Genomic DNA, 14089 nt, shown 5'->3' with positions numbered 1-14089 from the left:
AGGGGGACGGACACCAGCCATTCGTGTTTTGCGGCGGAACCCGCAGTGAAGCTGGATCCCTGCCTTCGGTCCGCTACTTGACGGGCACGGCCGGGGACTCGAGTGCTGGACGGCGCTTGTCGAAGATCGTGGCCCCGATTTCCTGCTCGGCCTGGTTGTTGATCGAAAGGTCGATGCCCTTGCGGTCGCGCAACAGGGACACAGCGGTCAGTGACACCAGGGTCATGACCAAGAGATAGGCCGATACGGCGGTGGTCGTTCCGGTGGCCTGGACCAGCCAGGTGGCAATCATCGGGGCGAACGCGCCGCCGATGATGGCACCCAGGGCGTAGGAAATGGACACGCCGGAGAAGCGGACTGAGGCCGGGAACAGTTCCGAGTACAGGGCGGCCTGCGGGCCGTAGGCCAGGCCCAGGCCGATCGCGAAGAGTGCGAAGGCCAGGTACAGCATGGGCAGCGAGGCGGTGTTGATGAGCCAGAACAGCGGGAACACGCAAAGGGCCTGGGACGTGAAGCCGATCTGGTAGGTGCGCTTGCGCCCGATCGTGTCCGCCAGGTAGCCCGAGAGCAGCGTGAAGATGAACCACATCGCCGCGGCAAAGGAGACGGCAACCAGCACGTCGGTCCGCTCGAAGCCGATCGGCCCCTCGGGGTTGGTGGTGTAGGCCTGCAGGAAGCCACCGGTGGTCATGTAGCCGGCGGCGTTGTTGCCGGCGAACACCAGGGCGGCCAGGATGACCAGCAGCCAGTGCTTGCGGAACAGCTCGATGACCGGGACCTTGGTCTGCTGCTTCTTGGCGGCGATCTCCTCGAAGATCGGGGATTCGTCCACAGCGCGGCGCACCACGTAGCCAACGATGATCAGCACGATGCTTAGCAGGAACGGCACGCGCCAGCCCCAGGCCAGGAACTGCTCGCCGGGGGAGATGACGCCCGTCATCAGCGCCATGACGCCAGAGGCCAGAAGCATGCCCAGCGGAACACCGAGCTGCGGGAAGGCACCGGCGCGGCCGCGGCGGTCCTTGGGGGCGTGCTCGACGGCCATGAGCACCGCGCCGCCCCATTCTCCGCCGGCGGAGATGCCCTGAAGGATGCGCAGCAGCAAGAGCATGATCGGGGCCATGACCCCGGCCGTGGCGTAGGTCGGCAGCACGCCGATCAGGGTCGTTGCGGCGCCCATGAGGATGAGGGTGATCACCAGCATGGCGCGGCGGCCGATCTTGTCCCCGTAGTGGCCGGCCAGGAAGGCTCCCAGCGGACGGAAGAGGAAGGAGATGCCCACCGAGGCGAAGGAAAGCAGCAGGCCGATCTGCGCGCCTGCCGGCTTGAAGAACAGCTCGGCGAAGATCAGGCCTGCGGCGGTGGCATAGACGAAGAAGTCATACCACTCGATGGTGGTTCCGATGATCGTGGCAAACGCGACCCGGCGCTGGTTGGCGCGCTGGGCCGGTGTCTGGTTCTGGGCAATGCTCATGGTGCTCCTCTTTGAGCGGGCTGCTCGTAATGGATCGACGTGGTTGGCTGTGCGCCGGTGTTGCCCGTGGCAAAACCGTTCAGGTAACCCAGGTCACCATCAAGTGTTACAGCACACAATGATTGAGTAAACTTCAAATAGTTGTACAACATTATTGATTGGACTGAAGAATGGCCCGCTTCTCCCTGCGCCAGCTTGAAATGCTGGCCGAACTCCCACGTCATTCGACCCTGGGGTCGGCGGCGGCCGAACTTAGCATCTCCGAGTCGGCGCTTTCCCAGGCGATCACCGCGGTCGAAAGGATCGCCGGGGAACAACTCTGCGTGCGGCGCAAGTCCCACGGGGTGCGCATGACCCCGGCCGGCAAGTACTTCGCGGCCAAGGCCGCGCGCATCGTGGCCGACAGCGAGGAATTGGCCGATTCCTTTCCGCGCTCCGACGGCTCATTGCGCGGTCCGGTTTCCATCGGGTGTTTTGCCTCCATTGCCAGCTACGTGGTTCCCTCGACGCTCGAGGGCTTTCGTTCCCTGCATCCGGGCATCGACGTGACGGTGCGGGTCGGCACCCACGATGACCTGCTCCCGGCGCTGGAGAATGGCGAACTGGATCTGGCCCTGGTCTACGACCTGCTGCTGCCGACCGAATTCGCCAAGCGGGTCATCTATGAAACGCGGCTCGAGGTGGTGTTGCACCCGGAGCACCGGCTGGCCGCCCAGGAATCGATCACGCTGGAAGAGTTGGAGGACGAGCCGCTGATCAACTACGAGGCCAGCCCGAGCACGGAAAACACGCGCAGGCTCTTCTCCGAGGCCGGCCTGCACCCCAATGTCGTCTATTCCCTGCCGCAGGTGGTGCTGGTCAATGCCATGGTGGGCCGCGGACTGGGTTACGCATTGCTCTATGCCCGGCCCAACAACCCCCCGCACACGCTGGACGGATTGCCGGTGGCGATCCGGCAGCTGGAGCCGCCCAACAGCCCCAGCGCGGTGGTGGCGATCTGGCCGCGCACCTCCACGCCCGGACCCCGCGCCGAGGCACTGCTGGAACACTGCATCGCGGCGATGGACGGAGCCTGGGGCCGGAACTGAGAGGCGGGGGTTCATGCCGGTATGGGGACGCCGGCCTTGGCCAGGGCCTTGAGGCTGAACGCCGGATCGGAGAGTGTCGAGGGATCCACGGCGATTCCGCGTCCCACGAGCTTGCGCGCGGCGATGTGGTCGGCCGGGGAGTTCACCGACTCGACCGCCGCCAGCACACCGTCGCGCAGCAGCGCGATGGAGAACTTGCCGCCGGTAGGGTCCCCGAGCACGACTGTCTGGTCCGTGGGTTCCGAGATCCCGGCGATCTGCAGCCGGAGGGATCCCTGGGTGCTCCAGAACCACGGGGTTTCCGCGTAGTCGGTAGCGTGCCCCATGATGCTCCGGGCAGCATGTCGTCCGTGGTCGGTGGCGTTCTGCACCGATTCGAGCCGGGTGCGCGATCCGGTGTGCGCGTTCGGGAAGGACGCGCAGTCGCCGACAGCCAGCACGCCGTCCACTCCGGTGCGCAGCGCCGAGTCCACCAGGATCCCGTTGTCGGTGTCCAGTCCCGCCGCCTCGGCCAGTTCCGTGCGCGGGAGAACGCCCACTCCGTAAAGGACAAGGTCCGCCGGATACCGGTCACCGGTGGTGGATTCGACCTGCAAGCCGGCCCCGTCCGGGTGGATGGCGGCCACGCCCTCGTTCAGGCGCAGGTCGATGCCGTCGGCTCGGTGCCGGGCGGCGAACCAGTCGGATGCGGTCGCCGAGAGCGCGCGACCCATGGGACGCGATGCGAATTCCAACACGGTGACCTCCAGCCCGCGTGCCCTGGCTGCAGCGGCGAATTCCAGGCCGATGAACCCCGCGCCGATCACCACAACCCGCCGGGCGGCGGACAGCGCCCGCTGCAGGTTCTCCGCATCCTCGAGCGTGCGCAGGGCGTGGACGCCGGGGAGTGTGGCGCCCGGGCAGGGCAGCGGCCGGTTGGCGGCGCCGGTGGCAAAGACCAGATGAGTGTAGGCCAGGGTGGTTCCGCCTGCCAGCGTGACGCTATGTGCAGCGGTGTTCACCGCGACGGCCGCGGCCGCCTGCAGGGTAATCTCCTTGGCGGCGAAGAAGTCCGGGCCGCGCAGCGGGAGGGCGGTGCCCGGTGAAGCGCCGGCCAGGTAGTCCTTGGACAGCGGCGGGCGCTGGTAGGGGAACGCCGCCTCGTCGTTGAGGAGGGTGACGGCGCCGGTGTAGCCCTCGGTGCGCAGGGAATCGGCGACCTGGATCCCGGCCTGCCCGGCCCCGATGATGACGGTGTGCTCGGCCGTGGTAGTTGCCATGGCAGCTACACCTGGTCCGAGGGGACGTCGACCACGATATTTGCCAGGGAATCGGACATCGTGATCTGGCAGCCCAGGCGCGAGGCCTCGGTGCGCTCGGCGGTGGTGCAGTCCAGCATCTCGTCCTCGTCGTCACTGATCTCGGGCAGCTGGCCGGCGAATTCGGGACGGACGTAGACGTGGCAGGTGGCGCACATGGCTTGTCCGCCGCATTCACCGACGATTCCCTCGACGCCGTTGGTGACGGCGGCTCGCATCAGCGAAGTCCCCTCGTCGACGGTGATCTCGGCGGCCGCGCCGGTGGACTGGGCAAAGGTGATGGTGGGCATGGAAGACCTGCTCCTGAAAGTAAGAGTTGGAGTTTGCTGTCGAGAAAAAGAGTGGGGGTGGCTTAGCCCCAGGTGACGGGCATCTTGGTCAGGCCGCGGAAGACCCAGCCGGCATCGATGCTCGGACTGGAGGGGTCCAGACGCAGGTCGGGGATCCTGTCGAAGAGTGCCGGCATCGCGATCTGGGCGACTTGGGCACGGGCGATCCAGGTGCCGGCACAGAAGTGCACGCCGCCGCCAAAGCCCAGGTGCGGCTTCTTGGGGCGGAAGATGTTGAAGGACTCGGGGTCCTCGAAGACCTTTGGGTCGCGGTTGGCGGCGCCGAGCACCACGCCGAGCCGGGAGCCCTTGGGCAGGTGCACGCCTTCGAGCACCACGTCCTGGGTGGTTTCGCGCGGGTACATCCCGATAGGTGCAACCCAGCGGACGGATTCCTCGAAGGCAACCGCGTGTAGCTTGGGGTCGTTCTTCACGGCCTCCAGCTGTTCGGGGTTGTTCAGCAAGGCCCAGACGGTGGTGGCCAAGACGTCGCGCGGTTCGTTCAGTCCGCCGCCGATGGTCATTTTCAGGTTGGCTCGGACGGCCTCGAGCGGGATGGGCATGGAGGCGAGTCCGGAGAGCAACGAATGGTCCGGGTTCTTGGCCAGGTAGGGGAGCATCTCGTCGATTGCGGCGTCGACCTCTGCCGAGGACGTGGCGCTCTTGGCCCACACCTCCGGGTCGTCGGCATAGTTGCCGGTCCCGTCGATCATGGTCTGGCTCCAGCGCTGCAGGTCTTCCTGCGATGCGTTGTGGAAGCCGCAAATCAGTCGCAGGTTTTCGGCCGCGTAGGGGGCCGCGTAGTCCCACACGAAGTCGGCACCCGGTCCCTTGTCGACCAGCTCGCCAAGGTACTTATCGTGGTTGGCGGTGAAGATCTCGTTCCAGTGCTTCTTGATGGTGCCCGGGCGTAGCGTGGCTCCGTAGGAGTCGCGATCGACTTGGTGTTCCGGGTTGTCCTTGCGGAGCATCGAGTGGCCCATGGCGCGCTTCATCAGCGAGTTGTTCTCGTCGGCGGAGAAGCGGGCCTCGTCCTGTTCGATTTCGTGGCAGGCCGCGTAGGACGTCACCATGTAGCGGTTGACCGCCGGGACCCAGTGCACCGGGGACTCGGAGCGCATGCGCTGGTAGATCGGGAAGGGGTCTGCATAGAGATCGGGCATGGTCACCCAATCGGCCACGGGGGCAGGAGCACCGGACCCGACCGAGGGCGGCTCAGACGTAACCGATCCATCGTCAATCGCCGAAGCGATTTCGGTGGGGACGGTCGCACCGGAGAAGGGACAGGCGGCAGTCGGGGTCTTTGAAGTGCTCATGGCGGCGGAACTCCTGGGTGAATGGTTGGCTACTGTTGCTCCAGTGTGACCCGCCGCATAACCTCGGGTAAAGTACGAGTTCTAGTGAAATAACCACGGTTTTAGCGAGGTATTGTGGCGCGGTATACGTTGAGACAACTGGAATGCTTCGTTGCGGTGGGGGAGCACGGATCCATTGCCGGTGCCGCCGCGGCACTGATGGTCTCACCCTCGGCAATCACCGGGGCGCTGAATGAACTTGAACGCGCCTTCAATTCACAACTGACGATTCGTCGCAAGGCCCACGGCGTCAGCCTGACCCCGTCGGGCCAGTACGTCCTGTCCCAGGCGCGCGGGTTGCTGCATGCCGCCATGGACCTGCAGGTCATGGCATCCGATGCGGGAAGCACTCTGCGGGGACGAGTCGTCATTGGATGTTACTCGTCCCTGGCGCCCACGCTATTGACCAAGCTCATGGCCGAGTACGGCAGCCGCCACCCGGACGTGGAGCTTGATTTTTTCGCGGGAACGCAACAAGAAATCCACGAGAAGTTGCTTTCCGGCGAACTCGACCTGGCCATTGCCTACGAGCTCACGGTTCCGACCGGGTTGGCCCGCAAGCGGTTGCGCGAGGCGGTGCCCGCCGTCGTGCTTCCGGGCGACCACCGGCTGGCGGGTCAAGACGAAGTGGCGCTCGCCGAACTCGTGGACGAACCCATGATCCTGCTTGACGTGAACCCGAGCCGCGAGAATACGGAGATGATGTTCTCCGCGGCCGGCCTGACCCCCTGGATCCGCTTCCGCACCACCGACTTCGAGGTTACCCGCTCCATGGTCGCACGAGGCATGGGCTACGCCATTCTGATCCAGCGCCCGATTGCGGATATCTCATACGAAGGGCGGCCGGTGGTGGTTCGTCCCATCCATCCGGCCGCCCGTCATGTACCGATCTCCATGATTTGGAGCGAAGGAGTCCGTCTTTCCAAAAGCGCCGAGGCCATGTTGGATCTTGCCATTGAGCTGCACCGAGCCTGACGAGTTGCACCGCCAATAGTAGTTATTGATGGCCAACGGGGTGACTACGCCTTGATGCGCGTGGGAATTCTCAGGCTAGCCAAAGAGTCCGCTTTCCAAGATGTTGATCACAGCTGGACCCAGGATGATGATAAAGAGGACTGGGAAAATGAACATCAGCAGGGGGAAGAGGACCTTGACAGGTAGTTTCATGGCTTTTTCTTCGGCTCGCTGCCGACGCTTGACTCGCATCTGTGACGCTTGAACCTTCAGCACCCTGACGATGCCGATGCCATAGCGATCCGCTTGAATCACGGCACGTACAAAGGATTTCAAATCAGCAACTGAGGAGCGTTCAGCCAATGCCATATAGGTTTCAGCTCTGGATCGCCCTAGCTGCATTTCCTGCAGAGCCCTGCTCATTTCTTGAGCCATCGGGCCCGGACTGTTTGACGCGACTCTGGCCATCGCTGCTTCGAAGCCGAGTCCGGCCTCAACAGAAATGAGCAATTGGTCAAGAACATTCGGCAACTCAAGCTGGAGGGCTTCTTGCCGCTTTACCCCTGAGTTATAGACCAACAGATCCGGGATGAAGAAACCCAAGACGACCAAGGCAATCGCCAGGATGAAAAGTGGCGGTATCGGATTCATGAGGAAAATGAGAGTACCGAATCCGCCCAACAGCAGCGCGGCAATGGGTTTTGAAATTATTACTCTGTCCAGAGGCCATGTAGCTGGACGACCGGCCATGGCCAGAAGACGATCCAATCTTGCCGCGTAGGTTCCTGATACAAGATGCCGAGCAAGCGTAGCGAAATCGGACGCCTTGGGAGCCTCCTGACCGGGATTAAGCTTCGTTCTGTTCAGATTCTGCTTGATGAGGACAAGCTGGTTGCGGTCTACCGCTACAAAGTTCCAAGCCAAGAATGTCAACGGAAGTACAACCATAGCTATGGCCACCCAACCGATTAGTGCGATCTCCATGTTGTCCACCCTCTAGAACTTGATTTGAACTGTTCGGCTCATCCAAAAGGACCCAATTCCCAGCATGATCACCGCGACAATGCACATGAGAATCCCAATCGGATGCGTAAAAAGAGTCCCGATGTATGTTGGGTTGATAACGGCGAGCATGAGCCCAACGCCGATGGGGAGGCCGATCAGAATGTATGCAGAGAGCTTGCCCTCGGCAGCCAATGACGAAACTTGTCCCTTGATCTGTGCTCGTTCGCGAATCGTTTCGCCGACTTGATCCAGAACTTGGGCGAGATCGCCACCGACTTCTCGATTGATGAGGATGGCCTCCGCAATCCAAGAGAAGTCCTCTGAGCGCATGCGGGCGGCGATTTCCATCATTGTTGACTCGGGATCACGCCCTACGCGAGCTTCGTTGACAACACGGCTGAGTTCCTCGGACATAGGCGCTTCAAATTCCTGTACAGCTGAGTCGAACGCCCGCATGACGGAGTGACCGGCGCGCAGGCTACCCGAAAGTGTCATTATCAAGTCGGGAAGTTGCATACCGAAGGTTCGACGCCGCTTTGATTGGCGTAACACCAAAACGACCCAGCCGATGACTGGCACTAGCAACGCGAGCAGAACGGCACCCAGAGGACCCACTAAAGCAAAGCCAATCAACCCGACAACAACTGACCCCGCAATCAAGAGGACCAGAAATTCCGATGGTGCAATTTTCAGACCAGCACCTTCAATGGCAGCCCGATTGAATAGGCGTCCGCCTTGGTAGCCAACTCCGCGTTCGACTGCCCCTACAGCCGCACCACTGAAGCGTGCTAGTAACGAGTGTTGGGTATCGGTCCCGCTGCCCTGGCGGCGGCGCTCTATGGAAATATCTGCGCTCGCAGGGCGGAAGACCACCAAAATCACCAACAACATCGCAGCGAGGGCGGATGTAATCCCTCCAACCGCCAGCAATGTATTCATCCTTACCGCCTCCCGATGCCGGCAGCTGTGCCCCCGGTTGCCATATTCCCGAAAATGCCTGCAGGAACTGTTATTCCTACGTTCTGGAAATGCTCGATAAACCGAGGCCGGACACCTGTGGGTATTGGCTTGCCTAGGAACCTTCCATGGGAATCAACGCCCGCGCTGTAGTCGAAGAGGAACGCGTCTTGTAGCGTGACCACGTCACCCTCCATCCCTTGGACCTCGGTAACGTGGGTTACCCGGCGGCTACCATCTCGCAAGCGAGTCAGATGGACAATGAGGTCGACCGCGGATGCGACCTGTTCGCGGATGGCACGCAAGGGCAAGTCCAGGCCCGCCATAAGTACGAGTGTTTCCAAACGTGCAATTGCGTCCCTGGGAGTATTCGCATGAACGGTGGATATCGAGCCATCGTGGCCTGTATTCATCGCTTGGAGCATGTCCAGAGCCTCACCGCCACGGACCTCGCCGACCACAATGCGGTCGGGACGCATACGCAGGGAGTTCCTCACTAGATCGCGAATCGTCACCGCCCCTTTTCCCTCGATGTTCGCGGGGCGGCTTTCCAACCGGACTACATGTTCCTGCTGGAGCTGGAGTTCGACCGCATCCTCGATGGTGACAATGCGTTCGTCGTTTGGAATGAATCCAGAGATCACATTTAGCAGCGTCGTCTTTCCGGTACCAGTACCGCCGGAAACGATGATATTCAGACGTGCCTTCACGCACGCATCAAGTAGGTGGGCCATGTCGGTACTTAGCGTTCCGAAATCGATGAGATTGCGAACCGTCAACGGCACTTGTCCAAACTTGCGAATGGTCAGGCTGGGTCCGTTGACAGCCAGCGGCGGAATGATGGCATTGACACGACTGCCGTCTTCCAACCGTGCATCTACGAGAGGCGACGATTCGTCAATGCGTCGACCCACCCGAGAAACTATGCGCTCAATAACTCGGCGCAATTGCTCCTCGGAACTGAACCTTGCGTCCTCCAATTCCAGGCGTCCACGACGTTCCACGTAGATTTGTTGATAATGGTTCACCATGATTTCGGAGATTTCCGGGTCGTCCAGCAGTCGCTGCAGCGGTCCCATGCCCAAGACCTCGTCACCGATGTCTCGAATCAAGCGGCGCCGTTCTTCCGGGGAAAGGGGAACACTCTCCGCATCAATAACCTGGCTTAGTTCTTCGCGAGCCATCTTGCGAAGTGCTTCTTCGGTCATGGTCGGATCGGTTATGCGCGATCCGAGGCGTTTGAAGAGTTCTTCCCCGGCGCGCGACTTGAGTGCCGCCAGACCGTCTACGGTGCTGCGATTCTGGGATTGTGGTGTCGCAGCGCTTCCGAGGCGGGACGATGTCCCATTAAGTTTGGCCCCGTCATTCAACGCTGGTTCGGCTACCTGACTCGTGAAGGAATCGGTGGTTTTCGGCGCATCCAGCCCGATTGGAGAGCCGATTTCACCATCGGAATCTTCCTGTGTGGTCGTCGAAGGTATATTTTCTTGACTATTCACATTGCGTAAGGCATTGAGACGTTCTGACAGATTCATTGCAGTACCTCTCTCCGGTGCGCGCTTTTCCGAAGCGACTCCTTCGATCCTGGATCGAACCGATGCGCAAATTTTTCAAGATTGCGCCATGCGGGGCCCCGTGATTTCTCGGCGAGCAGCGGAACGCCCTTGTTTGTGCTTAGAGATACCGAGCGGGAGACCGGGATGACGGCATCCACTGGCAACCCGATCGATAGTTCAACGTCTTGAACGGTTAGTCCGGCGCGCTTGTCAGCGAAGTTCAATACGACGTGACGGCCTTCGGGAACAAGCTGCAATTCACGCAGGACCACAAGCCCGTTGTTCATGCCACGGATACTTGGTACATCCATTCCACAGACCCAGACTGCATCCGTTGCCATTTCAAGCGCTGCCAATAGATGCTCGCCTAGACCTGGCGCTGTATCTAGCACTACATACTGGAACTCGGCTGCCAGCTGACTAACGAGAATGGCCACCTGCTCTGCGGTGATCAGATCAGCATCCGCCGGGTTTTTGGGCCCACACAGCGCATAGACGCCGGTTGCCCCGACGCTCAGGTAGGCCTTGAGCACCATGGAATCCTGCGCGGCTGCCCCGAATACGGCGTCGGTGATCGTATGTTCCGGTTCCAGATTGAGTGCGCTTGCCACGTCCCCGAATTGTAGGTCGAGGTCGAGGATCACTACACCCATGGGTGCGAATTTTGATAGGCCGACTGCCAAGTTGGTGGCTACGGTGGTCTTGCCTACTCCGCCCTTTGGAGACATGACGGCGATGACGCGCCCGCGTTGGCGGTCGGAAATTCCGTCGCCCGACTGGCGGCGTCGACTGTCGGTCGTCAGACAATTTCGTTCCAGGAGCACGCGTAGTTGCTCCGGCTCGGATCCTGGATCGGCGATGTCTCGAATGCCCGCGCGCATGGCACTCATGATTAGTTCAGAATCTGCGTCTGCAGTAAGAACTACCGAGATATCGGGATGCAGCAAATCCATCGCCGTGGCCAGGTTCAAGGCACCTAGTCTGCTTACATCGGGGCCGAACAGCAACACGTCTGTTTGCTCTCCGAGGCTGCGTGTGAGTAGTTCATTTGGTGCCAATTGAACAGCAGCCGCTGGAATCCGCTGCAGATTGCCTGGCAGCGAACCGTGTATAGCGAGTTGAACTACCTTTTCGAAGTCCGGCAGGTCTGTGAGTAACAGGAAGCGGCTCATTTGAGCACCTCGTTAATCGTTATTGGAGTCTTGTCGCCGGCGAGAGTATCGTCGCCCTGCTTAGTGAGCCAAATGGTTCCAAATTCTTGGCTGTGGATGATCTTCGCAGCCTGCTCTGTATCGACTCCGAATGTCACATAAGCTGAACCCGAAGGAAGCGCCGCTACGTCTTTGCTGGACGACGACTTTTCCTGCGTGGCAATTTGAATGGCTGTGACTAATATCTTGTCGTAGAGAAGCTTCGTGACCTTATCTTCTTCAGCGTCTTTGTTGCCCTTTTCTTTGACAGTGTAGTTGCCGTAGACGCCCACGGTGTCGCCTGCTCTCAACATGGAACCCACGACCCTCGCCGGCTCAAGCAAGACAGTGACTTCTTGCAATTCTTTCGGGACCGCGACGGTCCCGGGCGTTAGTAGGGCGTCTTCGCTGACGAGCTTAGCTGCCAACAGATGCTCGCCAGGGACCATGGCCTGAGAAAGCACTTTTCCATCTAGGTCCTTAAGAGAGGCAACGGCCTCACCGGTTACGGCTGCAGCGGGCAGCTGTTTGGTCGTCAAGAATTGCCCCATTTCCTTGACTGGTGTCCCGGCTGGTACGGCTTTCGTTGCCACCAATACCTGAACCGGATTCAATGAGGCCTGTGCTCGCGCATCGGCAGCATTGACATATGTATATAGAAGCGCGGCGCCGACAATCGCCAACACAAGTGCGGCAATGCCCCCCAATAACCGTGTTTTCATGAAATGCCCCCAGTCATGAATTTGAATTATTCTTACGATAGAATTTTTCGAATTTAAAAAATCGATTTTATTCGATTAGTTGGATGATGCCGGCCCCGTAGTCTTCGCCATCACCGCCAGTTTCAGCGTCCTCGTCGTCGAAAACGTACCTGATGAATTTGCCCACGAAACCTAGGTCCGAATTTTTGTAGCCGCCGTCTTTGATTACTTTCACGGCTTCGGGAAGCTGGAAATCCAAGATGCTGTCACCGTTCTTGAAATGCCACCCTCGGATGTCGATGGCTGCGTAAGCATAAATCTTGAATTCGCCTCCCGTACCGCTGCCTCTGACATCATCAAAAACTGGTAAGAGTGCGATGACAGGCGTGCCAGCTTCTAGGTCGGCTTTCCACTTGGCCATGAGGGCCACGCAGTCGCCATTGAAATCGTTTCCGGTATCAGCCGACTCCCAACCGCCAGCGATGGTGTCAACTGAGCAGCTTCCTACTGGTTCTGCATCCAGCCATCCAAACCCACCTGGAATCTCGTGGCCGGACGAAGTGCTGTGGCAGGCATCAGGTGCTGTTGTATCCCCGACTCCATGGCTCTGCAGAAATTGAAGCGAACCATCGAAAGTTGGAGATGAGTCAATTTCACATTGCGAGAAAGCAAGGGGGAACTTGGCGCTGAGTCCATCGGGCGGCCCCCAAGCCGCTGTTGCCGTGGCACTCACCGCTACATGGTCAAAGGAGTTGTCGGGTACCAATGCTTGGGCAAACCACGTAGAAACCGTGTTTGGTGGTGATCCGGTTTCCGAAGCGGTCGTTATGACCGTGGCTTGGTTCAAGCTCGTGTCTACTATGATCGACGGAACCAGGGAGCTTGCGTCATTGGCATTATCGCCGGCAAGCTGGGATGGGATTCCGGAAGCAGCGGAGCATTCAGGATCAGATTCACTTAGTCCGCAAATCGAGGCGAGTGCCAAAGCTCCGGCATCGGCACCGTTTTGTAACTGTGCCTTTTCCCAATAGAGTTTTCCAACATCAATAGATATGGCTACAAAACCAAGTAGCACGATCATTGATATGGCGACGATGATGCTCGATGCGCCGTGCTCATTTGAGCGCATTTTTCGAAATGAGTTTCCGGTTAACCGCCACATCGCATTGCCCCTTTTCCTTCCAGGTTTGTTGTACTGAGGAAATCGAACCAGCCGGTGAGCGACGAGTAGGAGCGTGCAACGGTAATGATTGCTGTCGTCCCGGACGGGCACCCTGATGTCGGGACTACGGTTGCCGTAATTGGTCCCAATGAAGGTGCCGCATTCTGGACAGTAGTGGTGAGGTTGAAGCCTGGCGTGCCGTGATGCAGCGCGTACTCGCGCGCACCTTCACGCGCCGCCTGGGTCAGTGATATCTGCTGATTGAAAAGATATCCAAATTCAACTATGCCGAGAATTAAAGTCATTAGTAGTGGCAGGACAATGGCGAATTCAACTGCCGCGGCTCCCCGCTGGCCATGCTTGAACATGCTCCCACCCCTCCCCAAACGGGCTTTGAAGCGAATATGAATGGCAAAGGTGGGCGAGCTGAGAAATCCCCTGCCCGCCCACCGGGGCCCTACTGCGAAGGGCTAGACACGCGCGGCCATTCGTGAATAGTTACGGAACTACGACGGCGTCAATTCGAGTGTTGACGTCGGTGAACATGTCGCGGATCGAGCCACCCAAGAGGAATACGATGGCGATGACGGCTACGGCGATGCCGGCAACCATAATGCCGTACTCAACTGCAGTGGCTCCCTCTTCGTCGCGACGAAGTTTGTTGCCGACGGTCTGCATGGCAAAGTAAATGTTTGCGAGCAAGGTGTTCATGATGTTTCTCCATTTTCTACGTCAAGAAGGTGCGACATTTATCGCCCCCCAGCGAATCAATCTTGATGAGAAATTATGAAGGAATGAAGTGGTCCCCAAGTATCTAGACCCCATCTGATGCCTACTGCCCCTAGCAGCCCCCCAAACGGTTCCCCAACCGTTGGCATCTAACATGGAGTCTAGGAGAGAAGTTTTGGCCTGTAAAGGGTCTCTAGGATTTATTTTAATTCATTTTTTAGCGCCTGGACAAGTCGGATGTCAGCGAGTATTCGGGCTTCGAAAACACGCGGATCATGGTTGTCGGGCCGG

14 protein-coding genes are annotated in these 14089 nt (G+C 59.6%); 2 read left to right on the top strand and 12 right to left on the bottom strand.

Features of this window, described 5'->3' with window-relative positions:
* Positions 1–73: 73 nt before the first annotated feature.
* Positions 74–1474 (bottom strand): MFS transporter, encoded by a 1401-nt coding sequence (locus tag AC6CHY_RS08515; protein WP_498226499.1) that lies wholly within the window; start codon positions 1472–1474, stop codon positions 74–76.
* A 170-nt stretch (positions 1475–1644) separates the two neighbouring features.
* Here AC6CHY_RS08515 and AC6CHY_RS08510 point away from each other — a divergent pair, with 170 nt between their 5' ends.
* On the top strand, positions 1645–2562 hold the full coding sequence (locus AC6CHY_RS08510) for a LysR family transcriptional regulator (RefSeq protein WP_498226498.1): 918 nt from the start codon (positions 1645–1647) through the stop codon (positions 2560–2562).
* Between the two features lie 11 nt (positions 2563–2573).
* Here the strand turns inward: AC6CHY_RS08510 and AC6CHY_RS08505 are convergent, their stop codons facing one another.
* From AC6CHY_RS08505 to AC6CHY_RS08495, 3 genes are all read right to left on the bottom strand, one after another.
* Entirely contained in the window at positions 2574–3821 is a 1248-nt protein-coding gene (locus AC6CHY_RS08505; protein ID WP_498226497.1) for an NAD(P)/FAD-dependent oxidoreductase, read from the bottom strand.
* A 5-nt stretch (positions 3822–3826) separates the two neighbouring features.
* Complete coding sequence (locus AC6CHY_RS08500) at positions 3827–4150, bottom strand: 2Fe-2S iron-sulfur cluster-binding protein (RefSeq protein ID WP_498226496.1); 324 nt, start codon at positions 4148–4150, stop codon at positions 3827–3829.
* A gap of 62 nt (positions 4151–4212) precedes the next feature.
* Entirely contained in the window at positions 4213–5505 is a 1293-nt protein-coding gene (locus AC6CHY_RS08495) for a cytochrome P450 (protein ID WP_498226495.1), read from the bottom strand.
* A gap of 129 nt (positions 5506–5634) precedes the next feature.
* Between AC6CHY_RS08495 and AC6CHY_RS08490 the strand changes: the two genes are divergently transcribed.
* A complete protein-coding gene (locus AC6CHY_RS08490) occupies positions 5635–6519 on the top strand; it encodes a LysR family transcriptional regulator (RefSeq protein WP_498226494.1) in 885 nt (294 codons plus the stop codon).
* A 75-nt stretch (positions 6520–6594) separates the two neighbouring features.
* On the opposite strand, the gene AC6CHY_RS08485 is transcribed toward AC6CHY_RS08490, so the two are convergent.
* The 8 genes from AC6CHY_RS08485 to AC6CHY_RS08450 all read right to left on the bottom strand — a co-directional run bounded on the left by AC6CHY_RS08485 (position 6595) and on the right by AC6CHY_RS08450 (position 13780).
* Entirely contained in the window at positions 6595–7482 is an 888-nt protein-coding gene (locus tag AC6CHY_RS08485; protein WP_498226493.1) for a type II secretion system F family protein, read from the bottom strand.
* Between the two features lie 12 nt (positions 7483–7494).
* Positions 7495–8442, bottom strand: coding sequence for a type II secretion system F family protein (locus AC6CHY_RS08480; RefSeq protein WP_498226492.1), 948 nt, complete (start codon positions 8440–8442; stop codon positions 7495–7497).
* Positions 8443–8444: 2 nt separating this feature from the next.
* Positions 8445–9995, bottom strand: a complete 1551-nt coding sequence (locus AC6CHY_RS08475) for a TadA family conjugal transfer-associated ATPase (RefSeq protein WP_498226491.1) — start codon at positions 9993–9995, stop codon at positions 8445–8447.
* Complete coding sequence (locus AC6CHY_RS08470; protein ID WP_498226490.1) at positions 9992–11188, bottom strand: CpaE/TadZ family protein; 1197 nt, start codon at positions 11186–11188, stop codon at positions 9992–9994. Before AC6CHY_RS08470 ends, AC6CHY_RS08475 begins: the two co-directional genes overlap by 4 nt.
* The gene (cpaB, locus tag AC6CHY_RS08465; protein ID WP_498226489.1) at positions 11185–11928 is read right to left on the bottom strand and encodes a Flp pilus assembly protein CpaB; all 744 of its coding nucleotides are present in this window, start codon (positions 11926–11928) and stop codon (positions 11185–11187) included. The genes AC6CHY_RS08470 and cpaB overlap by 4 nt, the downstream gene beginning before the upstream one ends.
* A gap of 67 nt (positions 11929–11995) precedes the next feature.
* Positions 11996–13069: a pilus assembly protein TadG-related protein gene (locus AC6CHY_RS08460; protein WP_498226488.1), complete on the bottom strand. Its 1074-nt coding sequence runs from the start codon at positions 13067–13069 to the stop codon at positions 11996–11998.
* Positions 13057–13437 carry a TadE/TadG family type IV pilus assembly protein gene (locus tag AC6CHY_RS08455; protein ID WP_498226487.1) on the bottom strand — a complete coding sequence of 127 codons (381 nt, stop codon included), beginning with the start codon at positions 13435–13437 and terminating at the stop codon, positions 13057–13059. Before AC6CHY_RS08455 ends, AC6CHY_RS08460 begins: the two co-directional genes overlap by 13 nt.
* Before the next feature lie 130 nt (positions 13438–13567).
* The gene (locus AC6CHY_RS08450; protein ID WP_498226486.1) at positions 13568–13780 is read right to left on the bottom strand and encodes a Flp family type IVb pilin; all 213 of its coding nucleotides are present in this window, start codon (positions 13778–13780) and stop codon (positions 13568–13570) included.
* Positions 13781–14089: the final 309 nt, after the last annotated feature.

It is taken from the genome of Paeniglutamicibacter sp. GQ140 (assembly GCF_059759235.1).
The sequence above is the reverse complement of the archived record's forward strand: the minus strand, read 5'-3'. Positions and strand labels throughout refer to the sequence as shown.